Source organism: Ruegeria sp. AL3, from assembly GCF_056536065.1.
Genome location: NZ_JBQFJG010000001.1, coordinates 378721 through 399560 on the forward strand (window position 1 = coordinate 378721; position 20840 = coordinate 399560).

General features: G+C 59.4%; 24 protein-coding genes. 13 read left to right on the plus strand and 11 right to left on the minus strand.

What is annotated here, in order from left to right:
* Window positions 1-7: 7 nt before the first annotated feature.
* Both ACR3E6_RS01890 and ACR3E6_RS01895 read right to left on the minus strand, forming a co-directional pair.
* On the minus strand, window positions 8-1810 hold the full coding sequence (locus ACR3E6_RS01890) for a hypothetical protein (protein ID WP_480485558.1): 1803 nt from the start codon (window positions 1808-1810) through the stop codon (window positions 8-10).
* A gap of 166 nt (window positions 1811-1976) precedes the next feature.
* Window positions 1977-2438: a hypothetical protein gene (locus tag ACR3E6_RS01895; protein ID WP_152458969.1), complete on the minus strand. Its 462-nt coding sequence runs from the start codon at window positions 2436-2438 to the stop codon at window positions 1977-1979.
* Between the two features lie 354 nt (window positions 2439-2792).
* Here ACR3E6_RS01895 and ACR3E6_RS01900 point away from each other — a divergent pair, with 354 nt between their 5' ends.
* Entirely contained in the window at window positions 2793-3371 is a 579-nt protein-coding gene (locus ACR3E6_RS01900) for a thymidine kinase (protein ID WP_480485560.1), read from the plus strand.
* Here the strand turns inward: ACR3E6_RS01900 and ACR3E6_RS01905 are convergent.
* The 5 genes from ACR3E6_RS01905 to ACR3E6_RS01925 form a co-directional block, all read right to left on the minus strand.
* Window positions 3368-4318: a 2-hydroxyacid dehydrogenase gene (locus ACR3E6_RS01905; RefSeq protein WP_480485562.1), complete on the minus strand. Its 951-nt coding sequence runs from the start codon at window positions 4316-4318 to the stop codon at window positions 3368-3370. The two genes, ACR3E6_RS01900 and ACR3E6_RS01905, sit on opposite strands and share 4 nt — an antisense overlap.
* Window positions 4318-4656, minus strand: coding sequence for a tRNA-binding protein (locus tag ACR3E6_RS01910; RefSeq protein WP_171634415.1), 339 nt, complete (start codon window positions 4654-4656; stop codon window positions 4318-4320). The genes ACR3E6_RS01905 and ACR3E6_RS01910 overlap by 1 nt, the downstream gene beginning before the upstream one ends.
* The gene (proC, locus tag ACR3E6_RS01915; protein WP_171634418.1) at window positions 4649-5464 is read right to left on the minus strand and encodes a pyrroline-5-carboxylate reductase; all 816 of its coding nucleotides are present in this window, start codon (window positions 5462-5464) and stop codon (window positions 4649-4651) included. Before proC ends, ACR3E6_RS01910 begins: the two co-directional genes overlap by 8 nt.
* Window positions 5465-5503: 39 nt before the next feature.
* Entirely contained in the window at window positions 5504-6004 is a 501-nt protein-coding gene (locus ACR3E6_RS01920) for a type III secretion system chaperone family protein (RefSeq protein WP_152458973.1), read from the minus strand.
* Window positions 6005-6325: 321 nt separating this feature from the next.
* On the minus strand, window positions 6326-6574 hold the full coding sequence (locus ACR3E6_RS01925; protein WP_152458974.1) for an accessory factor UbiK family protein: 249 nt from the start codon (window positions 6572-6574) through the stop codon (window positions 6326-6328).
* Window positions 6575-6671: 97 nt separating this feature from the next.
* Here ACR3E6_RS01925 and lgt point away from each other — a divergent pair, with 97 nt between their 5' ends.
* The 5 genes from lgt (at window position 6672) to ACR3E6_RS01950 (ending at window position 10891) form a co-directional block, all read left to right on the plus strand.
* The gene (gene lgt / locus ACR3E6_RS01930) at window positions 6672-7559 is read left to right on the plus strand and encodes a prolipoprotein diacylglyceryl transferase (protein ID WP_210092733.1); all 888 of its coding nucleotides are present in this window, start codon (window positions 6672-6674) and stop codon (window positions 7557-7559) included.
* The gene (locus tag ACR3E6_RS01935) at window positions 7556-8623 is read left to right on the plus strand and encodes a class I SAM-dependent methyltransferase (RefSeq protein ID WP_480485565.1); all 1068 of its coding nucleotides are present in this window, start codon (window positions 7556-7558) and stop codon (window positions 8621-8623) included. The genes lgt and ACR3E6_RS01935 overlap by 4 nt, the downstream gene beginning before the upstream one ends.
* Window positions 8620-9378 (plus strand): peptidoglycan editing factor PgeF, encoded by a 759-nt coding sequence (pgeF, locus tag ACR3E6_RS01940; RefSeq protein WP_480485567.1) that lies wholly within the window; start codon window positions 8620-8622, stop codon window positions 9376-9378. Before ACR3E6_RS01935 ends, pgeF begins: the two co-directional genes overlap by 4 nt.
* A 267-nt stretch (window positions 9379-9645) precedes the next feature.
* Window positions 9646-9774 carry a hypothetical protein gene (locus ACR3E6_RS01945; protein ID WP_256367481.1) on the plus strand — a complete coding sequence of 43 codons (129 nt, stop codon included), beginning with the start codon at window positions 9646-9648 and terminating at the stop codon, window positions 9772-9774.
* A 334-nt stretch (window positions 9775-10108) separates the two neighbouring features.
* The gene (locus tag ACR3E6_RS01950) at window positions 10109-10891 is read left to right on the plus strand and encodes a Hint domain-containing protein (RefSeq protein WP_480485568.1); all 783 of its coding nucleotides are present in this window, start codon (window positions 10109-10111) and stop codon (window positions 10889-10891) included.
* A 119-nt stretch (window positions 10892-11010) separates the two neighbouring features.
* Here the strand turns inward: ACR3E6_RS01950 and ACR3E6_RS01955 are convergent, their stop codons facing one another.
* Window positions 11011-11511, minus strand: a complete 501-nt coding sequence (locus ACR3E6_RS01955) for an Lrp/AsnC family transcriptional regulator (RefSeq protein WP_152458979.1) — start codon at window positions 11509-11511, stop codon at window positions 11011-11013.
* A gap of 227 nt (window positions 11512-11738) precedes the next feature.
* On the opposite strand from ACR3E6_RS01955, the gene trxB reads away from it, so the two are divergent.
* The 4 genes from trxB to ACR3E6_RS01975 all read left to right on the plus strand — a co-directional run bounded on the left by trxB (window position 11739) and on the right by ACR3E6_RS01975 (window position 17468).
* Window positions 11739-12680 (plus strand): thioredoxin-disulfide reductase, encoded by a 942-nt coding sequence (gene trxB / locus ACR3E6_RS01960; protein WP_171634439.1) that lies wholly within the window; start codon window positions 11739-11741, stop codon window positions 12678-12680.
* 215 nt (window positions 12681-12895) lie between these two features.
* The gene (locus tag ACR3E6_RS01965; protein ID WP_480485571.1) at window positions 12896-14587 is read left to right on the plus strand and encodes an adenylate/guanylate cyclase domain-containing protein; all 1692 of its coding nucleotides are present in this window, start codon (window positions 12896-12898) and stop codon (window positions 14585-14587) included.
* A gap of 196 nt (window positions 14588-14783) precedes the next feature.
* The gene (locus ACR3E6_RS01970) at window positions 14784-16505 is read left to right on the plus strand and encodes a bifunctional sulfate adenylyltransferase/adenylylsulfate kinase (RefSeq protein ID WP_152458982.1); all 1722 of its coding nucleotides are present in this window, start codon (window positions 14784-14786) and stop codon (window positions 16503-16505) included.
* 126 nt (window positions 16506-16631) lie between these two features.
* Window positions 16632-17468: a hypothetical protein gene (locus tag ACR3E6_RS01975; protein WP_480485573.1), complete on the plus strand. Its 837-nt coding sequence runs from the start codon at window positions 16632-16634 to the stop codon at window positions 17466-17468.
* A 51-nt stretch (window positions 17469-17519) separates the two neighbouring features.
* Here the strand turns inward: ACR3E6_RS01975 and ACR3E6_RS01980 are convergent, their stop codons facing one another.
* From ACR3E6_RS01980 to ACR3E6_RS01990, 3 genes are all read right to left on the minus strand, one after another.
* Window positions 17520-18410, minus strand: a complete 891-nt coding sequence (locus tag ACR3E6_RS01980) for a PhzF family phenazine biosynthesis protein (protein ID WP_480485575.1) — start codon at window positions 18408-18410, stop codon at window positions 17520-17522.
* An 84-nt stretch (window positions 18411-18494) separates the two neighbouring features.
* Window positions 18495-18719: a DUF1150 family protein gene (locus ACR3E6_RS01985; RefSeq protein ID WP_171168916.1), complete on the minus strand. Its 225-nt coding sequence runs from the start codon at window positions 18717-18719 to the stop codon at window positions 18495-18497.
* A 5-nt stretch (window positions 18720-18724) separates the two neighbouring features.
* Window positions 18725-19138 carry an Hsp20 family protein gene (locus tag ACR3E6_RS01990; RefSeq protein ID WP_058275530.1) on the minus strand — a complete coding sequence of 138 codons (414 nt, stop codon included), beginning with the start codon at window positions 19136-19138 and terminating at the stop codon, window positions 18725-18727.
* Between the two features lie 163 nt (window positions 19139-19301).
* On the opposite strand from ACR3E6_RS01990, the gene ACR3E6_RS01995 reads away from it, so the two are divergent.
* The 3 genes from ACR3E6_RS01995 (at window position 19302) to ACR3E6_RS02005 (ending at window position 20840) form a co-directional block, all read left to right on the plus strand.
* Window positions 19302-19526: a YdcH family protein gene (locus tag ACR3E6_RS01995; protein WP_152458986.1), complete on the plus strand. Its 225-nt coding sequence runs from the start codon at window positions 19302-19304 to the stop codon at window positions 19524-19526.
* A gap of 76 nt (window positions 19527-19602) precedes the next feature.
* A complete protein-coding gene (gene purE, locus ACR3E6_RS02000) occupies window positions 19603-20088 on the plus strand; it encodes a 5-(carboxyamino)imidazole ribonucleotide mutase (protein ID WP_209832266.1) in 486 nt (161 codons plus the stop codon).
* Window positions 20085-20840 carry an NAD(P)-binding domain-containing protein gene (locus ACR3E6_RS02005; RefSeq protein WP_480485577.1) on the plus strand — a complete coding sequence of 252 codons (756 nt, stop codon included), beginning with the start codon at window positions 20085-20087 and terminating at the stop codon, window positions 20838-20840. The genes purE and ACR3E6_RS02005 overlap by 4 nt, the downstream gene beginning before the upstream one ends.

The following is a 20840-nucleotide window of genomic DNA, read 5'->3' on the forward strand; positions in this document are numbered from 1 at the left end:
GTGTGGCCTAGCCTGCCCCACTCACCTGAAAGACCTGAAAGGCTGTACCTTCCGCAGCTTGTATCCGTCTGAGATAGGCCGGGATTTCCCCCGCAATCAATCGCGGTTGCAAACCACGGCCCTGTGACGCCCAGGACCAGAATTCGGCGCGCGGTGCGGACGTGCAGAGCATGACGTAATCCACGTCCAGCTCGGTCAGGCGTGATCCGATCTGGTCGGCGTCCGATCGGAACAGTTCGATCTGCGCCAGAATTCCAGCCTGATTCCGGTGATAATTGCCCGCCAATACGGAATGGTCGGTATGGCGCAGCACGTTCGCGGCAAAGTCGAAATCAACAAGAACTCTGCCGGCTGGCAGGCCATGCAGGGCTGCATAGGCTTCGGGCGTTTTGCAGGATGCCCCCGAATTTTGCTGTGACTGTCGGGCCGGCATCGCGGATGCGGCAAAGGACGGCTCGGCAAAGCGCCCCAACTGCTCATCGATGCTGGCGCCGGTTTTCGGCGAGATGCAGAGGATGAAAGCAACCATCGCAAGCCCTGACATCGCGCGGCGACTGCTTGCATAAGAGGTGTACAGGACACGCAGGATCTGCGCCTGGACAGCCACCAGCGAAACGCCCAGGAATGTCATCATTCTGGACTGATAGAGGAACACCACCAGGCCGGTCACGATCAGGGCCAGAAACAGGGCGTATTCCAGTCTGAAGGGCGATCTGACTGCAAAGATCAGGGCGGCTGCCACGCACAGGATCGACATCGCGATCAGGGCCAGCGCTTCGCCCCGGTGCCGTTGCAGAGTGACGTTGATTTTCTGGGCTTCCGCCACCTGGCTCAGCCAATAGTCGCGCATGTCCTGAGGCAGGGCTTCGATCGGATTGCTGAGACAATGCGGGGCGAAATGGTAAGCACAGGCCAATGTCACCACGCCAATTGCAACACATGCGCCGACCCGGCCCCAAAGTGACCAGCCAGACCCGATCCAGGCCACAATGCAAAGCCCCGCCGCGGCAACGCTCGCCGGCAACGCCACGCTGAGAGTCAGGGCGTCACAGCTTGGAAACAGAAAGGCCTCGTGTCCCGTTGTTGCAAGGCTGGTCAGTACAAGCGTCACGACCAGCCCGATACCGAATGCCATGGTCCGGCGACGGGTCGGTTCACCGTTGACGATCCAGTCAATGGCAAAAAACACGGCGACAAGTGCGATCTGCAATATCGATTCGGTGCCTATCGACACCGAAAGCGCCAAGCAGGCACCCAGCAGCCATCCGGCATATGGTTTGTCCCTGCGCAACGCAAACAGCATCAGGGCCGTGGCGAACAGAAGAATCTGAGCATTGTGGTGATCAAACGAAAAATAGTCGAACTTCCTGGAGTGTCCGAGCGCCAGCACACCCACAACCAGTGCCGAAACAGCGCCTTCCCGCGCGCCCAAAACGCTGCCTGTCACCGCAAAGGCCCACAAGGCCAGGCCGGCCAAAAGTGAGGGCCAGGCGAATGCCGTCACCTGAAGGGCCGTATCGGGCGGCAAAACCAAACCGAATGTTCCGTAGAGCAAGGCGATCGGCGCGTCGATCAATCGGGACCAATGCATCAATGTACCGCCCTCGGGACCCAGCCGATACTGATGGTTGTCGAACCAGCCCTGCCCCTGCAACAGATCCTGCACGACCACCCAGCGCATCACGTCGTCAGAGCCATCCTGATGACCACTCAGGGTCATCAGAACCAGAAGAGCCACATAGGCGCATACAAAAAATCGCAGAACCACCCGGTCTGCGAAAATCCTGTATGTTCCCTGCGATTTCTGCATGGTTCTCTGCCCTTGACGATCTTGCCCGCGACGGACCTTACAAGACAGACGTGACTGAATTGAGGCAACAGGCACAGTCAGCGTTTCTGACTTTTCGAGCATGAAAACAGGTAAGCCGCACAGGCGAAAACTGGCCGGTCATGAGCGCAACGGTTCCTGACCTCGGCTAGCTGACGCTTTCTTCTTCCAGATGCAGCTTCATCTCGATCAGAACCTGTTGCAGCAAACTGGTTTCTTTCAGCAACCGTTTGGCTTCGTTGACGGTGATGATTCCGTCTTCGATTGCGGCCTGATACTCGGTCATCAACATCGCAAACCGCTGGCTCAGCGCAATGACATCCGAATTGACGCCACCGGTGCGGGGGGTAGAGGTGTTGCGGTCGCTATAGGACAAGGTGATGTTCTTCAGATCCGCCAAAGCCGACGTCACGTGCGGGTAAGTCGCCGCGTTTTCAAGGCGGGCCACCGCGTCCACAGGCATGAACCTGTCCTCGTGCTCAGCATTGTCGGAATAGTATCGTCCCAAAGTGGCCTTGGATTTCCCCGTAATTTCACACGCGGCTTCGATTCCAACATCTTTGACCAGCGCTTCTGTGTGTTTTTTCAGATAGGCCCCGATATCTGCCATTGTTTTACCTTTGTTACCTGCAAACGCCTGCCCGATGTCCAAACGGGGGAAAGCGTGGGTAAATTTCCCATAACCAAGTCATAATTGAAATGTCATACATTGGCTATCCCTCAGATATGCGGGGGATTTTGTGAGTGAGTGGCGGCAGTTCAAGCCGGTAATGAGTGATTGCGGGGTGATATTGTTAAGCCTTGCTGCGTTTTGGCCACATGTTGGCCGACGGCGTCGCTGTTGCAGATGTGGGGGTTCCATCCCCTAGAGCGTAGCTCGGCCTCTGCGAACGCAACGGCGACGTCGCTCCATCAAAAAGATTGGTATCTTGTTCCTTTTCCCCAAGCGTTTTAGACCCGCGTCATGGCAAAGCTGTATTTCAACTATTCAACCATGAACGCGGGGAAATCGACCGTATTGCTGCAAGCCTCGCACAACTACCGCGAGCGTGGGATGCAGACATACCTGATGACCGCGGCCATTGACGGAAGGGCGGGTGCCGGACGGATCGCATCACGCATCGGCATCTCGGAGGAGGCCGATACCTTCACGCCCGGCGACGACGTCTTCGCGATGATCCGAAACAGACTGGACGACGGTCCGGTAACCTGCGTGTTCATCGATGAGGCCCAGTTCCTGTCCGAAGCGCAGGTCTGGCAGCTGGCCCGGGCCGTCGACGATCTGGACGTACCGGTGCTGGCCTACGGGCTGCGGGTGGATTTTCAGGGCAAGCTGTTTCCCGGATCAGCCGCGCTGCTGGCTCTGGCTGATGAGATGCGCGAGGTCCGCACCATCTGCAAATGCGGACGCAAGGCCACGATGGTGATACGTCAGGACGAAAACGGCAACGCCATCACCGAAGGTGCCCAGGTTCAGATCGGCGGCAACGAGACCTATGTTTCGCTGTGCCGCAAACACTGGCGCGAGGCGGTGGGCGGCTAGACCGGGTTGGGCAACGCCTCGCCCGCCACAAATGCCGCCACGTTATCCAGTGCCATTTGCCCCATGCTGCTGCGCACCTCTTCGGTGGCCGTGCCCAGATGGGGCAGCAGGGTGACGTTTTCCATTTCACAAAGGGCCCCGGGCACTTTGGGCTCGAACTCATAGACATCCAGCCCGGCCCCGGCAATCTGACCCGATTGCAGCGCCGCGATCAGGGCCGCTTCGTCCACGACCTCACCCCGCGCGATATTGACCAGAATGGCCGAAGGATTCATCGCCTGAAGAATCTGCGCATTGATCAGGTGGCGGGTTTCCGCACCGCCGGGAACCGCAAGCACAAGGAAATCGACCGAGGCGACAAGGGCTTCAAGGTCAGGTGTAAATTCCGCCGGGAAATCCAGATCTTTTGCATTGCGGGACTGATAGGCCACCTGCATGGCAAACCCGAAATGACAGCGGCGCGCGATGGCCTGCCCGATGCGGCCCATGCCGACGATGCCCACGCGCTTGCCGGTCACATGTTGGCCCAACATCTGCGTCGGGTGCCAGCCCTGCCACTGACCCGACCGCACCAGCCGCTCACCCTCACCGGCGCGCCGGGCTGTGATCAGCAGCAGGGTCATGGCGATATCGGCCGTGGCGTCGGTGACAGCGCCAGGGGTGTTGGTTACATCAATCCCGGCCGTGCGTGCAGCATCCACGTCGATATGGTTGAAGCCAACACCGAAATTGGCCAGCAGCTTGCAGCGCGGCTGACCGGCCTCGGCAAAGATCTGAGCCGAGAACTGATCGCCCAGCGTCGGGACAACCACGTCGTAATCGGCCAGAGCGGCCAGCATCTCCTGCCGCGCCATGGGCAGGGTGTTTTCCCGGATGGTGACATCGAAATCGGCGCGGGCGCGCGATTCGACTGCCGGAGTCATCGGGCGCGTGATCAGCAGTTTCATCAGTGCATCCGCCCGCCTGTAGGAACCTTACCGTCAGGGCCGATCAAAACGATCTCGCCGCTGTCATCGGGCAGGCCAAGCACCAGAACCTCGGACATGAACTTGCCGATCTGGCGAGGGGGGAAATTGACCACTGCCATGACCTGTTTGCCCACCAAGGTCGACGGATCATAATGCGCGGTGATCTGGGCCGAGGTCTTGCGCTCGCCGATCTCATCACCAAAGTCTATCCACATCTTGATCGCGGGTTTGCGGGCTTCGGGATAGGGTTCGGCGCGGATCACCTCGCCCACACGAATATCGACCTTGAGAAAATCGTCGAAAGAAATCTCACTCACGTGACAGCTCCTTGGATCGGTCGGTTGCGGCCTTGACGGCACGGTGCAGCAGGTCGGGGAAGCCGCGTTCTTCATGCATCAGCACCTCAAGCGCGGCCTGGGTCGTGCCGTTCGGCGACGTTACATTGATCCGCAGTTGAGACGGATCCTCGTCAGCGGCCATCGCCAGTGCGCCGGCCCCGGCCACCGTCGATTTGGCCAGTTTCATCGCAAGGTCATGCGGCAGGCCCTGCGCCTCGCCGGCTTTGGCAAGTGTTTCAATCAGATGGAACACATAGGCAGGACCGGATCCGCTGAGGCCGGTGACCGCATCCATCTGCGTCTCATCTTCAAGACGAACCGTCTCACCCACCGCCGACAGCAGGTTTTCGGCCAGAGCCAGATCCTCGGCCGAGGCGTGGCTGTTGCCGATCAGCGCGGTGATGCCCTGACGGATGGCGGCGGGGGTGTTGGGCATGGCGCGAATGATCGGCGTATCGCTGCCCAGAACGGATTCGAACGTGGCAATCGAGGTGCCCGCCGCCACCGAAACAAACAGCGTGCTGCCTCCGCCCAGCGCCTGAATGGCGGGCAAGGCCTCGCCCATCATCTGCGGCTTGACCGCGACCAAAACCACGGCAGGGGCTTCGGGCAAGGGTGTGTTGATGTTGACGCCCTGCGCCTTCAGCCAGTCGGACGGGTGCGGATCGATCACCCAAACGGACGCTGGCGGGAGGCCGTGTTCCAGCCATCCCGCCAGCATTGCGGACCCCATCTTTCCGCACCCCAGAAGCACAAGCCCCTGTTCGGCCACACGCGTCATGTCCATTTGCCCCTCCCGCGTTACATGTCGGTTCGGGGCAAAGCTTTACGCCCGGCCGTAGGCCTCTGCAATGGCCACTTGCATGGCTTCTTCTGGCTCTCGATTGCCCCAGGTGACCAGTTGAATCGCCGGATAGTACCGTTCCGCGCTCATGACGGCAGCGGTGATCATCGTGTCGATCTGTTCGGCGCTGGCTGTCTGCCCCCCGGCAAGGACCAACCCGTACCGGTACACCATCAGCTTCTGGTTCGCCCAATAGGTAAAGGCACCTGCCCAGCACTGATCATTCATCTTGTTGAGCAGCTCATAGAGCTGCATTTCCCGCTCGGCCGGTGGTTCCATTTCGAACGAACACACCATCCGCAGCGTTTCGTCATAGTTGGACCAGGCGAGGGTGATCGAATACGTCCGCCACTGGCCCTCGACAGCCATGGCGATCTGATCGTCCCCGATGCGGTCAAAATCCCAGTCGTGGTGTTCGGCCAGATGTTCAACAATGTCGATCGGATGAATGTCTTCTTCGAGATACTGCTCGGAAAGGGCCATAATGCCACCTCACTAATCTCTAGCATCTTGGGGCTGGCAGCGCCCCAGCGCTAGTTGCCTGCTCTACAAACCGGGCTTCCCCCATAGGCCTGTACTAAATATGGTGCGATGTGGCGTGGGTTCTGGCAACCCTATTTGTTGGGGATAACAGCAATAAGTTGTGGACAGAAGGCAACGTGGATCAAAATATTGGCTGTCGGGTCAGCTTTGTGTTGATTAAATCCCGCAATACGTCAGAATGCACGACACCGCACAATCCCGGTCGGATTGCGCGGCGGCAGAGTTTGTCCAAAACTGTGAAATCAGGGAACGCCCGCGGCGTTACTTGTCCAGTTTCGCCTCGAGTGCGGCAATGCGGGCTTCGAGTGCGGCGTTTTCTTCGCGCGCTTTCTGGGCCATGGCGCGGACGGCGTCGAATTCTTCGCGGGTGACGAAATCACGGTCGGCCAGCCAGCGGTCGATCATCGACTTCATCGCGTTCTCGGCCTCTTCCCGCGCGCCCTGCGCGACACCCATGGCGTTGGTCATCAGCTGGGACATGTCGTCCAGTATCTTGTTGCGGGTTTGCATATCTTTTCTCCGGTATCGCGGTTGATCTCTATATGGGGAAAGATTGCCGCAGGCTCAAGGTTGACTTGCCCTGCAAACCCCGGGCAATGAGACGCACATGCAGGCTGTTCTGAATTTCCCCGATCTGTCGCCCGAATTGTTCTCGATCTCGCTGTTCGGGATGGAGTTCGCGTTGAGGTGGTATGCGCTGGCCTATATCGCGGGTATCCTGATTGCTTGGCGGCTGGCAGTCGTGGCGTTGCGCCGCCCTGCCCTGTGGCCTGCGGACGGCCCGCCGATGAAACCGGGCCAACTGGAGGATCTGGTCACCTGGATCATTCTGGGCGTGATCCTGGGCGGGCGGCTTGGTTTCGTGCTGTTTTACCAACCCGGCTATTACCTGTCGCATCCGCTTGAGATCGTGAAGGTCTGGCAGGGCGGTATGGCGTTTCATGGGGGGCTGCTGGGCGTGATTCTGGCCTCGTATCTGTTTGCCCGGCACCATCGGATTCCGGCCCTGTCGCTGGGCGACCTGGTTGCCTACACGGTGCCACCCGGCCTGCTGTTGGGGCGGCTTGCCAATTTCGTCAATGCCGAGCTGTGGGGCCGCCCGAGCGAGCTGCCCTGGGCCGTCATCTTTCCCGGTTTTGCCGCGCAGGACTGCCCCGGCGTGGTTGCGGGAATGTGTGCCCGGCACCCCTCGCAGCTGTACGAAGCGGCGTTGGAAGGCGTGTTGCTGGGCGCGTTGTTGCTGTGGCTGGTCTATCGCCGGGGAGCCTTTCAGCAACCCGGCCTGATCATGGGCACGTTTCTGGCCGGTTACGGCGCATCGCGCTTTATTGTTGAATTCTTCCGCCAGCCGGATGCGCAGTTCGTGTCGCCCGGCAATCCGCTGGGATTGGCCTGGCATGTGGGCGGATATGGCCTGACCATGGGCCAGATCCTGTCATTGCCCATGATCGCGCTTGGCCTGTGGTTTGTCTTGCGCGCAGGGCGGGCAAAATGAGCCTGACCGATCACCTGATCGCCCGCATCCGACAGGATGGCCCGATGAGCGTGGCCGACTACATGGCCGAATGCCTTCTGCATCCCACGCTGGGCTATTACACGACGCGTGATCCGTTGGGGGCTGACGGGGATTTCACCACGGCACCGGAAATCAGCCAGATGTTTGGCGAACTGATCGGGCTGTGCCTTGCGCAATGCTGGATGGATCAGGGCCGTCCCGCGCCATTCACCCTGTGCGAATTGGGGCCCGGGCGCGGCACTCTGATGAGTGACATATTGCGTGCCACCCGAACCGTGCAGGGATTTCACGATGCTGCCCGGATTGTGCTGATCGAGGCCTCGCCTGCCCTGAAGCAGGTGCAGGCGGACACCCTGAAGGGTTACACACCGAACTGGGCTGACAGTGTCGCAGAGTTGCCGGACCAGCCACTGCTGCTGGTGGCGAATGAGTTCTTCGACGCGCTGCCTGTCCGGCAGTTCCTGCGCGACGGTGACGGCTGGAGTGAACGCCTGGTCGGCGAGCGCGACGGCGAATTGCTGTTTGGACGGGGCCCCAATGGGCCACAAGTGGCGCTGGCGGACAGGCTTTCGGACACCAAGGATGGTGATCTGGTCGAGCTGTGCGCGGCTGCGATCCCCATTCTGACCGTGATTGCCGGTCGGATCGCCAGCCACGGAGGTGCCGCGCTGATCGTCGATTATGGCGACTGGCATTCTTTGGGCGATACACTGCAAGCCCTGCAAAACCACAAGCCCGCCGATCCGCTGGCGTCACCCGGTCAGGCAGACCTGACGGCACATGTGGATTTTGAGCCTCTGGCCATTGCGACCCGCGCCTGTGGAGCCAGGCACACACGCCTGACACCGCAGGGCGTGTTTCTGGAACGGCTTGGCATAACCGCCAGGGCGCAGGCTTTGTCCCGGTCGCTTAGCGGTTCCGAGCTGGACGCGCTGGCTGCCGCGCATCGCCGGTTGACGCATCCGGCCGAAATGGGAAATCTGTTCAAGGTGATGGGCCTCTATCCGGCCTATGCTGCACCACCGCCGGGATTAGAGCCATGACACTGGAAATTCTGACTTCGGACTTGCTTTCCCCATTTCGTCACGGGTTCTTCACCCGTCGCGGCGGGGCGTCCTCTGGTATCTTCAACGGGTTGAATTGCGGTTATGGATCGTCTGATCAAACCGAAATTGTCGCACTGAACCGTCGGCGGGTTGCCGATGCGATGGGCGTCGCGCCCGAGGCGATGATCGGCGTGCATCAAGTTCATTCCCCAACAGTTCTGACGGTTGAACAGCCCTTGGAAGGTGAAAAACCACGCGCGGACGCGGTCGTGACGGCGAGACCTGGTCTGGCGCTGACAATTTTGACGGCAGATTGCCAGCCAGTTCTGTTTGCCGATCCCGCAGCCAATGTGATCGGAGCAGCCCATGCGGGCTGGCGCGGCGCACTCGACGGTGTGCTTGAGGCGACTCTGGACGCCATGGAAGCGCTTGGCGCAACACGCCGGAATATCAACGCCGTCATCGGCCCCAGCATTTCACAACGCGCCTACGAAGTGGGCCCCGAGTTTCTGGACGCATTTATCGCCGATTCTCCAGACAACACCCGGTTCTTTGCGAACGGACAGGATGACCGGCTGCAATTCGACCTGCCCGCCTTTGGTTTGCACCGATTGCGGCAGGCCGGTGTCGGGCAGGCGGAATGGACCCGGCACTGCACATATTCCGACCCAGACCGGTTCTATTCGTATCGCCGCACAACACATGCAAACGAGGCCGATTACGGGCGGTTGATCTCGGTCATAAGATTGTGATTTTGGCCCAGATTTAGGCGCTGCGCCACTTTTCCGCCACATTTGTTGTGTTTACCGGACTCAGAATCGTAACGAGTTTTGCCAGCTATCAGATGGTCTTCTGACGTCCTTGTTTCGGACGCTGGCGTGTTGAGTGGAAGGATGGACCGAGTATAAATTTCTTGTCTGCAAAACATCCCGGATAAGCCTTATCCATGCCGCAAACGTGCGTCACAAAAGGTTCATAACGGATGCGGGAGACAAACCCGTTCGGAGCAGGACCAGAAAATGAAAACCAAATCTCGCTTTCTCAAAGCCATGGTTGCCGCCACGCGGAGCCAGAAGCTGGAAATGCCGTGGAAGCGGGTATCAAGCCATTCTGTCAGGGTCGCCAGCCGCATCGCGGCACGACGCTGAGACAGAAACACCCCGAGGCCAAGCTGCCGGTCTCGATTGGGTGAACGCGCTTCGGGCTTGCTCCTGCCCGATGTGTGATGCGTCGCGATCTGAGGGGGTCGAGACGGATTCAGGAGTTGTGTGTGTGCGGGCAATTTTCGCCCGTGAAGTACGAGTTTGTCTGGGGGGTCAATGTGTTGACCATTGGAAAGCGAGATTTTGTCGCAATGCGGGGTCTGACCGACCGCCGCCCATGGGTCACCCATTTGTTTCAAGACAAAGAACCAGTTCGCCAGGTTGGCCTGTACGGGGTTACGCCGCGCCTGACCGGACAATTTGAGGGGAAGGAATATTTATGACTATTCCTAGTTCACTGGCCCGTGCGGCCAGAAATGCGATCGAAACGACAGCCATGCTGCGGGACGCACCGCGACCGGTTACGAAACCAAAGGCCCAGCTGCGCCGGTATGAAGTCAGCACCCTGTTGAAAAACGGAAACGTGGTTCAGACCAGACACATCGCGCCTGCCCTGCCAATGTTCGAAGACGCCTTTTGTGCCTTCACGCGCGGATCGCTGGTTGAAACGGAACATGGGCCCATGGCCATCGAAGACCTGATGCCCGGGGATACTGTCCTGACGCAGGATGGCGCGTCGGAAACCGTGCTGTGGAAGGGATCTGTCACTCTGATCCCGGGACGTCCGGATTCGCGGGGCCGCACGCGGCCGCTTACGCGCGTCACGGCAGATACATTCGGGATGCAAAAGCCGATGTCGGGTGTAATCGCCGGGCCTGCGGCACGGATCGTGGGCACACCGACGCATTTACGGCATTTGTATGGAAATGACCCGATTCTGACACCTGTGTCCGAATTTCAGGATGGAACGGGTGTGATTGAAACAATGCCGCCGACGCCAGTTGAACTGTTTCACATTTGTCTGAAACGGCATTCCGTTATTCGGGTAGATGGTTTACAGTTCGAAACGTATCACCCAGGTGTGAACGCGGTCCGGATGATCAGCCACTCTTTGCGGTCGGTTTATCTGAACCTGTTTGCGCATATCGAGTCGCTCAACGATTTTGGTCCGCTGCTGATGCCGCGCGCCGGGGACGGAGAAATCGACGCGATGACAGCCTGAGTACGATAGCGATTACTGCATTATGGGGGGCATCATGCAGCTTTTACTAAGTTGGATTCTATCCTTGGCGGTGGCTGCCATGCTGCCACCGAACACCGCACCTGCAAAACGTCTGGGGGTTACGCCGTCCGGTTCATTCGTTCTTCCAGAACGTCGAACGGCACGCCTGGCTCGTCTTTTGCGCCGCGGATAACAAGCGATGTCTTGACGCTGGCCACATTTGGCGTGGTCAGCAGTTCACCGGTCAAGAACTGCTGAAAACTGCTGAGATCGGGTGCGACGCATTTCAGGATGAAGTCCACCTCGCCGTTCAGCATGTGACATTCACGGACCAGAGGCCATTCGCGGCAGCGTTCTTCGAACGCGCGCAGCTCGGTCTCGGCCTGACTGTCAAGACCGACCATGGCGAACACCTGCACTTCAAATCCCAGCTCGCGGGAATTCACCTCGGCGTGGTAACCGGTGATATAACCGGATTCTTCCAGGGTGCGCACCCGGCGCAGACAGGGCGGCGCCGAAATTCCGACCCGTTTGGCAAGTTCCACATTGGTCATCCGACCGTCTGCCTGTAGTTCCGCCAGAATTTTGCGGTCGATATCATCCAGCCGAGTCGTGACCATCAAATGCTCCTGATTTTTGCGGTTCTTATATCAGCCCCCCACGCGCGCGCAATAATGTTTCGTACATGCGCAATTTTCTTTGTTTTCAAATCTCTCATTTCGCCCTCACCCTGCGCAAGGTGGCTTGAATGGGCTTGAACAGTAAGGGGCTTTAAGCCGGGTCTGTCGGTCGCTATATCGGGGCGACGGGCCAAAAGCCCAATTCAGGCAATTCGAGCGGAGTTACCATGGCCGACACACGACACACCAAGGTTCTGATCATCGGATCGGGGCCAGCAGGATACACTGCGGGCGTTTACGCAAGCCGCGCCATGCTGGAACCCATCCTGGTGCAGGGTATCGAGCCCGGCGGCCAGCTGACGACAACGACCGAGGTCGAGAATTGGCCCGGCGACACCGAGGTACAGGGCCCCGACCTGATGGTCCGGATGCAGGATCATGCCAAGGCCATGGGTTGCGAAGTGATCGGAGACATCATCAACGATCTAGACCTCAGCCAGCGCCCCTTCACCGCCAAGGGCGACAGCGGCACCACCTATACGGCGGACGCCGTCATTCTGGCGACCGGCGCGCGCGCCAAGTGGCTGGGCCTGCCGTCGGAAGAGAAGTTCAAGGGCTTTGGCGTTTCAGCCTGCGCCACCTGCGACGGGTTCTTCTATCGTGGACAGGAAATCGTGGTGATCGGCGGCGGCAATACGGCCGTGGAAGAGGCCCTGTTCCTGACCAATTTCGCCAGCAAGGTGACTCTGATCCATCGCCGCGATGAGCTGCGCGCGGAAAAGATCCTGCAAGACCGGCTGATGAAGAACGACAAAATCGAGCCACTGTGGTTCCACGAGTTGGAAGAAGTGATCGGCACCGACGCGCCGCTGGGCGTCGAGGGCGTTCGCGTCAAGCATGTCAAAACCGGAGAGATCACTGAAATCCCCTGTAAAGGCGTGTTTGTTGCCATCGGCCACGCACCCGCGAACGAGCTGGTCAAGGACACGCTTGAAACGCATATGGGTGGCTATGTCGTCACCAAACCGGGCAGCACGGAAACCTCGGTTCCGGGCGTGTTCGCAGCGGGCGATCTGACCGATCACGTCTATCGTCAGGCGGTCACAAGCGCCGGTATGGGCTGCATGGCGGCACTGGATGCCGAACGGTTCCTGGCGGAAACCGAATAACGCGAATTCTGAATTTTGCAGGGCTGCCCCGGTGAATTCAGATCCGAAGGCCGTCAGCCTTTTCAGTACAGTGCCCCCGGGGTTTAAGGGGGCACTGCAAAGCATACGCTGCGCTGCAATCACTGATCGGCAGCCGATGCCACCTGCCAATCCCTTGACCCCCAGCCAGCGGCGTATCAGGATTGCTGAGGGAAAAGCGAAAAACAGGTGAACATTTGAACAACGCTCTTTGGCGCGGCGGGTGGTCAACCCGACTCAGGATCGTCAGTGGTCTTGTGTTGTTTGTGTTCGCATTCTTTCATTTCATAAATATTGGCTTGGGCCTGTTTCACACGGATTACCTGCACGGGATGCAGGACGGTCGAAAGGCCGTCACACGCCACGATGTCATGAGCGTGCTTTTCTATGCTGCCCTGTTCACGCATGCAGGTCTGGCCCTGACATCGATCGCGCAACGCAGAACCCTGCGCATGCCATTCAGCACGGCGTTGCAGGTCGTTCTGGGCTTGCTGATTCCGCTGCAACTGATCTCGCACATCGTGCAGACGCGGGTCGCGCACGAAGTCTATGACGTCAATGACGAGATGGGATATATCATCATCCTGATGTGGCCCAGTATCGCCGTATGGATGCAAAGCGCCTTGCTGCTGATTGTTTGGATACACGGCTGCATCGGTTTGCATATGTGGTTGCGGCTGACCCGGTGGTGGTCGCAGGTCGTGCCCTATCTGATCGGCGTTGCGGTTTTCGTGCCATTATTCGCGTTGGCCGGATTGCTGACCGAAGGTCGACGCATATGGGCCGACTTTGCTGATGAATTCCTGCGCGAGCAATATATCGAGCACTACAATTGGCCATCGCCCGAGACCTTCCAGACCCTGTTCAGTGTAAAAGACTATGGCCTTTTGATCTTCTGGCTGGCTCTGGGGGCGACGGGTCTGGTTTACATCGGGCGCAAACTGTGGCGGCGCAGGCATTCGGTGCGCGTGAATTACGCCAAAGGCCCCGAGGTGGTCGCGGAAAAAGGCATGACTTTGCTTGAGATTTCGCAGGTGAACGGCGTGCCGCACGCCGCCCTGTGCGGTGGAAAGGGGCGCTGCACCACATGCCGAGTCATCGTAGAGGATGGCAACGACGCCCTGCCCCCGCCCGGCGACGTCGAAGCACGCAGCCTTGCTGCTGTGGGCGCCTCGCCGCAGACGCGACTGGCCTGCCAGATACGCCCTACGGAACCCACCACCGTTTTTCGGGTTTTCAGGCCAGATGGCGGTCGCATACGCGGGCATGCCAGCCAGGGTCAGGAACGTCAGTTGGCTGTTTTGTTTCTGGACATGCGCAGCTTTACTGCGCGTACGACCGGCCAATTGCCTTATGACATCGTGTTCCTGCTGAACCGGTTTTTCGATGCGGTCGTGCCTGCCATCACCAAGGAAGGCGGTGTCGTGGACAAATATATGGGAGACGGGCTGCTTGCCGTTTTTGAAAAGCCGAATGCGGCGGCGTCCGCCCGTGCCGGGTTGCAAGCCGCCATCGACATCAGTCACGCCCTTGATGAATTCAACGCACAGCTCGAGGCCGAAGGCAGCCCCGGCATTCGCATCGGGATGGGTCTGCATCTTGGGGATCTGGTGGTGGGTGAGATCGGCGCCGCGGGCCATGCGTCAAAAACCATAATCGGCGACGCCGTCAATGTCGCCAGTCGTCTGGAAAGCGAAACCAAGGCGCTGAAGGTCGAACTGCTGGTCTCGCAAGAGTTGCTGGAGGCCGCCGGTGTAGTCGTGCCCCAGGACGATATCAGATTGTTCCAGCTGCGCGGCGTGTCTGAACCGATTCCCGCCCTGCCCGTCACCCGTGCATCCACACTTGAGCAGAACGCCACAAAACAGGAACAGGAATTCTCTGCATGAAGCAATAACCTCTGATCGTTAGGATCAGATCATCGATTTGACTTGTGAATTAGAAATTCCTTCCAATTCAAAAATATTCGGCGCATATCCTCCTTTGTTACATTCCCGCCTGTGGACTTCGCCTGTCAGTCGGTGCAAACGCCTCGAAACCGCCTGATATCCACTGGCAAATCAACACTGCGACAAGAGAATTCCAATGACGATGTTAAGCAATCTGGCCCCGATCCCCGAACTGTATGTGTCATACGATTCGGCGCAGAAGCTGAAGGTGGAAGCGGCCGACCTGACCAGCTGGGATCTGAGCCCGCGTCAGATCTGCGACCTGGAACTGCTGATGAATGGCGGGTTCAACCCGCTCAAGGGATTTCTGAGCGAAGCGGATTACGACAATGTGGTCGAGAATATGCGCCTGGCCGATGGAACGCTTTGGCCAATGCCCATCACATTGGATGTCAGCGAAGACTTCGCGGATCAGATCGAACTTGGGCAGGATATCGCTCTGCGTGATCAGGAAGGCGTGATCTTGGGCACCATGACCGTGACCGACCGCTGGACTCCGGACAAGTCCCGCGAGGCCGAGAAGGTCTTTGGCGCCGATGACGATGCCCACCCGGCAGTGAACTATCTGCACAACGTGGCCGGCAAGGTCTATCTGGGCGGACCGGTGGTCGGAATCCAACAACCCGTGCACTACGATTTTCGTGGGCGCCGCGACACCCCGAACGAATTGCGCGCCTATTTCCGCAAGCTGGGCTGGCGCCGCATCGTGGCCTTCCAGACCCGCAACCCGCTGCACCGCGCGCATCAGGAGCTGACCTTCCGCGCCGCCAAAGAGGCACAGGCCAACCTGCTGATCCACCCGGTCGTGGGCATGACCAAACCGGGCGACGTCGATCATTTCACCCGCGTGCGCTGTTACGAGGCGGTGCTGGACAAGTACCCCGCTTCGACCACCTCTATGAGCTTGTTGAACCTGGCCATGCGCATGGCTGGCCCGCGCGAAGCCGTCTGGCACGGGCTGATCCGCGCCAACCACGGCTGCACCCACTTCATCGTCGGCCGCGACCACGCGGGCCCCGGCAAGAACAGCAAAGGTGAGGATTTCTACGGCCCCTATGACGCGCAGGATCTGTTCCGACAGTTCCAGGACGAAATCGGCGTTGAAATGGTAGACTTCAAGCACATGGTCTATGTGCAGGAACGCGCCCAGTACGAACCGAATGACGAGATTCTCGACAAGGACAACGTCACGATCCTGAACATCTCGGGCACCGAACTGCGCCGCCGCCTGCGTGAAGGGCTGGAAATCCCCGAGTGGTTCTCGTTCCCCGAAGTGGTCGAGGAACTGCGCCGCCGCTTCCCGCCGCGCTCCAAGCAGGGTTTCACCGTGTTCTTCACCGGCTTTTCGGGCTCGGGCAAGTCGACCATCGCAAACGCGCTGATGGTCAAGCTGATGGAGATGGGCGACCGCCCGGTGACGCTGCTGGATGGCGACATCGTGCGCAAGAATCTCAGCTCGGAACTGGGCTTCTCGAAGGAACACCGCGACCTGAACATCCGCCGCATCGGATATGTGGCGTCCGAGATCACCAAGAACGGCGGCATCGCCATCTGCGCCCCGATCGCGCCCTATGCCACCACGCGCCGTGCCGTGCGGGAAGAGATCGAACAGTTCGGTGCCTTCTGCGAGGTGCATGTGGCCACCAGCATCGAGGAATGCGAACGCCGCGACCGCAAGGGTCTGTACAAGCTGGCGCGCGAGGGCAAGATCAAGGAGTTCACCGGCATCTCGGACCCTTACGATGTTCCGGAGAACCCCGAGCTGCGGGTCGAGACCGAAAATGTCGAGGTCGACAACTGCGCCCATCAGGTGCTGCTGAAACTGGAAAGCATGGGCCTGATCGCAGCAAACGGATAACGGTCTCATCTGACCTTGTTTGGCGGTCCCCGGTCATTCCGGGGGCCGTTCCTTTTTTGGTCGCCAATTGACAATTGCCGCTGGTCCTGATGCTTTTCAGGACCTCAAGGCGGGTGTGAAACTGAGATGACGAACAAGTCTCCGACCATTGCCAGTTTCTGGTTTGGATCCGATCTGAGTTGGTTGGAGCAACTCTGCCTTCAGTCCTTTCTGGATCATGGCCACCGCTTCGTCCTTTATGTCGCGCACGAGGTAAAAGGCATTCCGGCAGGTGTCGAAACCCGCCCTGCCAGCGACGTTTTCTGGCCGCCACCTTTTGTGGTCGATGCCGAAGATAGGCAGGGCGTTGCCGTCTTCTCGGATATTTTCCGGCTGCACTTGATGCGGCAAAGCGAGGTGATCTGGGTCGATCTGGATGCCTATTGCGTACGGGCGTTCGACTTTTCGACGGATTTCGTGTTCGGTCGCTCCAGGCGGGGCGACTTCCCGACGGGTGTGCTGCGCCTGCCCACAAGATCGGAGACCCTGGAACAGATGCTGAAATTTGTCATGTCGTCTAACCCGTCCCAACCCTGGCGTGGACGCAGATTGCAGCACCACAATCGGGAACGAACCGCCAGAGGGGAACGCTGGGGCATCGAAGCCCTGCCCTGGGCCAGTTCGGGGCCCAAAGCCTTTGGCCATTTCCTGCGCCAGACGGCAGAGGACCGCCATGCCATGACTGCTGAAACCTTTTATCCGCTGGCGCAGGAGGAATTGTGGAAGCTACACGATCCGCGCATCGCGACGAATGAAATCGAAACCGAAACCGTGCATTCGGTACACATCTACGGCCATCAGAAGAAACTGATGGCCAACCGGATGGGCGGGCTGCCGGTTTCAGGGTCATATCTGGACAGGTTGTGCAAACGACATGGGATCGAACCAAGTACGGCCCCGATTCTGCGATTGGCCTGGATGTAGCCCGTCGCATCCGGCCAGGGTTTCGCGGGTCAGCCCTTGGTAAACGCCCGCCTAGTGTGTCGGCGTTTCCGGCAGGTCGACCTGCCCGCGCATCAGGACATGCCCCTGACCAGAAACCCTGATGCCCGTCATCGCATCAGGCGGGCCGACACGCGTGACGATGGCCTTCCCGGGGCGGCCCATATCGTGACCCTGCTGGGCGATGAAGCTTTCCTTTTGCATCAAGCCATGTTTCCACAAATAGGCGGCCATCGCACCGGTGGCAGACCCGGTAAACGGATCTTCGGGCGGGCTGGGCGGTGCCATGAGAAGGCGCGAAAACGTATCCCCCTCATCGGTTGCCCCTTGCAGCGTGACAAGAAACGGCTCGGCCATGTCCGAGCCGGAATACCCAGCAGTTTCAGCCACTTTGCGCAACGGGCCTTCAACCAGTTGAGCGGCCCGCAAGGCCGTATGATCCCGCAGAACAGTGATGCAGAACGGCAAGCCGGTCGAAACCATTTGAGGCGGAGAAATGATGGCTCCCGTTGGCAGACTGACCGCTGCCGCCACCAGTTCCGCGGGAACGTGCGTACCGAATTGCGGTGCGACCTGAGTCATTTCGATCTGATCCCCCTGCAACCGGATCGACACCAGGCCGGCACCGGTTTCCAGCGTCAGACCATCGCCCGAGATCATGCCGCGGGATCGCATCGCCGCGACGGTGGCGATAGTCGGATGCCCCGCAAAGGGAATTTCGCGGCTGGCCAGAAAGTAGCGGACGCGGATGTCGGCCACGTCGGACGGCCCGGTAAAGGTGCATTCGACCAGAGAGGTTTCGCGCACATAGGCCATGCAGACCTCTTGCGTCAGGCGCGCACCTTCATGGACGACGGCACATCCGTTGCCACCGAAGGCGCGATCACTGAAGGCGTCCACCCAGTCAAAGTCAAACCAGCCCATGAAGCCACTCCTGCTTTAGCATTTGTGGCACGATCACTGCATAGGCGGAGAATGTCACGTTTTTTCAGCAGTGTTTCAGGCCACCTAGTGAACCGCCACCGGAGACAGGTCATGTTCGCGCGCCAGCACGAAGGCCAGCTTGCGGTCAGCGACCAGCGCCAGTTGCTGCCCGTCGGAATCGTGGACGGCGTAAAGCTGATCCAGATCGCCGGCCTGTTCACGAACTTCCCGAGGCAATTCAGATACTTCAACCGTTTTGACATAGACAATACGGTTGCCCTGGGCGTTGATTTCAATCGGTGTATTCATTGCTCTTACCCCTTCCGTATGTTGATCGTCTGAACCACTGTTTCCGGCACGGCGCGGGTCAGATCCACATGCAGCAGACCGTTTTCCATGATCGCCTCGCCCACTTCGACGCCATCGGCCAGCACGAACATGCGCTGGAACTGACGCGCCGCAATGCCGCGATGCAGGAAGATGCGCCCCTCGCTGTCGTCGCGCTGACGGCCCCGGATCACCAACTGGCGATCCTCGATCGTGATTGACAGATCCTCCTCGGCAAACCCGGCCACCGCAAGAGTGATGCGATAGGAAAAATCCGAGGTCTGTTCGATGTTATAGGGCGGGTATCCTTCATTTCCGGCCTTTGCAGACCGTTCCAGAAGGCGTTCCAACTGCTCGAACCCCAAAAGATGCGGGTATGAGCCTAGAGTAAGTTTCGACACGTATTTTCGTCCTTCTTTGTAAAAGCGACGTGGTGTGCGGCCCCGTTCTGGCAACCGCCTGCAATAGAATATGGGAAGAAACCAGGATGTCCACAAGGTCTGGCGCGATAACGTCTGACACACTATCTTGTTGGCCAAGCACCACAACCAACTCGAGTCGCCAATGAACGCGCCTACCGATCTTTCGATGAAAACAGATGAAGTATTGCGTGTTGAGCTTGAGGTCTTCCGCCGACAGCACCGCGATCTGGACGAGGCGATTCAGGCATTGCATGACAAGGGAACGGCCGACCAACTGACCTTGCGGCGCCTGAAAAAAGAGAAACTGCGCCTGAAAGACATCATCCGCCTGATCGAAGACCGCCTGACGCCCGATATCATCGCCTGAACGCCCTGTACCGCATTGCCAGCCAACCGGATTTGGCTATAGTGCGCGCTCTTTCTGAGCGCGGGGACGTATGCGGATGAGCGATGTGAAAGTAGGAATCATCATGGGCAGCCAGTCGGACTGGCCCACGATGAAGGAGGCCGCGGATATTCTGGACGAACTGGGCGTCGCCTACGAAGCACGCATCGTATCGGCCCACCGCACGCCGGACCGGCTGTGGGACTATGGCAAAACCGCTGTTTCGCGTGGGTTGCAGGTGATCATTGCAGGTGCAGGTGGGGCTGCGCATCTTCCGGGCATGATGGCGTCGAAAACGCGGGTGCCTGTGATTGGCGTCCCGGTGCAGAGCCGAGCCTTGTCGGGCGTGGATTCGCTGTATTCCATCGTGCAGATGCCCAAGGGATTTCCGGTGGCGACCATGGCGATCGGGTCCGCCGGCGGGGCCAATGCCGGCCTGATGGCGGCGGGCATTCTTGCATTGCAGGATGATGCTTTGGCCGAACGGCTGGACAGCTGGCGTGACGCGTTGTCAGCCTCGATCCCCCAGGAACCGCAGGGATGAGCCGGATCGGCTTTATCGGCACCGGCCATATCGCCGCGCCGATTGCGCGGCTGATGGCCGCCAAGGGGCACCAGATCAGCGTGACCGAGCGCAACGCCAAGGTTTCAGCCGCCTTGAAGGCGGAACTGGGCGTGACCGTCGCTGCGCCTCAGGCCGTGATTGACACCTCGGACATCGTGTTCCTGTGCCTGCGCCCGCATATCGCGGCCGAGGCTCTGAACCCGCTGACATTCCGCGCCGATCAGCAGATCGTGTCGGTCATGGCGGCGGTTTCGGCCGAGCATCTGGCCGCGCTTTGCGCCCCGGCGTCGGATTTCGTGCAGACCATCCCGCTGGGTTTTCTGGAAACCGGCGGCTGCCCGATGGCCGCCTTTGGCAATGATCGCCTGCTAGCGGAACTGTTCGAGCCCGAGAACCCGGTGATCAAGGTTGCGGATGAAGCCGCGCTGAACGCGCATTTCGCCATTTGTGCCATGGTTCCCGGCATTCTGGACCTGATGGCCACCGGTGCCGAATGGCTGGGTGACGCAACCGGTGATGCGGACGGGGCCGAGTTCTATACAACGCAGTTGATGGCGGGTTTTCTGGCCTCGATGGAAAAAGGCGCCGCCGGACGATTGGCGCAGGAGCGTGACGCCCTGGCGACCGAGGGCACGCTGAGCCTGCAAATGACGGACGCCCTGAAAGACGGGGGCGCGCACGAGGCGCTGCGGTCCGCGCTTGGGGCAATTGGCAAACGTTTGGAGAGTTGA

Excerpts from the sequence above, each read along its gene's own strand:
- ACR3E6_RS01890 (WP_480485558.1), bottom strand. The coding sequence starts at position 1,810 with ATGCAGAAATCGCAGGGAACATACAGGATTTTCGCAGACCGGGTGGTT.
- ACR3E6_RS01895 (WP_152458969.1), bottom strand. The coding sequence starts at position 2,438 with ATGGCAGATATCGGGGCCTATCTGAAAAAACACACAGAAGCGCTGGTC.
- ACR3E6_RS01900 (WP_480485560.1), top strand. The coding sequence starts at position 2,793 with ATGGCAAAGCTGTATTTCAACTATTCAACCATGAACGCGGGGAAATCG.
- ACR3E6_RS01905 (WP_480485562.1), bottom strand. The coding sequence starts at position 4,318 with ATGAAACTGCTGATCACGCGCCCGATGACTCCGGCAGTCGAATCGCGC.
- proC (WP_171634418.1), bottom strand. The coding sequence starts at position 5,464 with ATGGACATGACGCGTGTGGCCGAACAGGGGCTTGTGCTTCTGGGGTGC.
- ACR3E6_RS01920 (WP_152458973.1), bottom strand. The coding sequence starts at position 6,004 with ATGGCCCTTTCCGAGCAGTATCTCGAAGAAGACATTCATCCGATCGAC.
- ACR3E6_RS01925 (WP_152458974.1), bottom strand. The coding sequence starts at position 6,574 with ATGCAAACCCGCAACAAGATACTGGACGACATGTCCCAGCTGATGACC.
- lgt (WP_210092733.1), top strand. The coding sequence starts at position 6,672 with ATGCAGGCTGTTCTGAATTTCCCCGATCTGTCGCCCGAATTGTTCTCG.
- ACR3E6_RS01935 (WP_480485565.1), top strand. The coding sequence starts at position 7,556 with ATGAGCCTGACCGATCACCTGATCGCCCGCATCCGACAGGATGGCCCG.
- pgeF (WP_480485567.1), top strand. The coding sequence starts at position 8,620 with ATGACACTGGAAATTCTGACTTCGGACTTGCTTTCCCCATTTCGTCAC.
- ACR3E6_RS01945 (WP_256367481.1), top strand. The coding sequence starts at position 9,646 with ATGAAAACCAAATCTCGCTTTCTCAAAGCCATGGTTGCCGCCACGCGG.
- ACR3E6_RS01950 (WP_480485568.1), top strand. The coding sequence starts at position 10,109 with ATGACTATTCCTAGTTCACTGGCCCGTGCGGCCAGAAATGCGATCGAA.
- ACR3E6_RS01955 (WP_152458979.1), bottom strand. The coding sequence starts at position 11,511 with ATGGTCACGACTCGGCTGGATGATATCGACCGCAAAATTCTGGCGGAA.
- trxB (WP_171634439.1), top strand. The coding sequence starts at position 11,739 with ATGGCCGACACACGACACACCAAGGTTCTGATCATCGGATCGGGGCCA.
- ACR3E6_RS01970 (WP_152458982.1), top strand. The coding sequence starts at position 14,784 with ATGACGATGTTAAGCAATCTGGCCCCGATCCCCGAACTGTATGTGTCA.
- ACR3E6_RS01975 (WP_480485573.1), top strand. The coding sequence starts at position 16,632 with ATGACGAACAAGTCTCCGACCATTGCCAGTTTCTGGTTTGGATCCGAT.
- ACR3E6_RS01980 (WP_480485575.1), bottom strand. The coding sequence starts at position 18,410 with ATGGGCTGGTTTGACTTTGACTGGGTGGACGCCTTCAGTGATCGCGCC.
- ACR3E6_RS01985 (WP_171168916.1), bottom strand. The coding sequence starts at position 18,719 with ATGAATACACCGATTGAAATCAACGCCCAGGGCAACCGTATTGTCTAT.
- ACR3E6_RS01995 (WP_152458986.1), top strand. The coding sequence starts at position 19,302 with ATGAACGCGCCTACCGATCTTTCGATGAAAACAGATGAAGTATTGCGT.
- purE (WP_209832266.1), top strand. The coding sequence starts at position 19,603 with ATGAGCGATGTGAAAGTAGGAATCATCATGGGCAGCCAGTCGGACTGG.
- ACR3E6_RS02005 (WP_480485577.1), top strand. The coding sequence starts at position 20,085 with ATGAGCCGGATCGGCTTTATCGGCACCGGCCATATCGCCGCGCCGATT.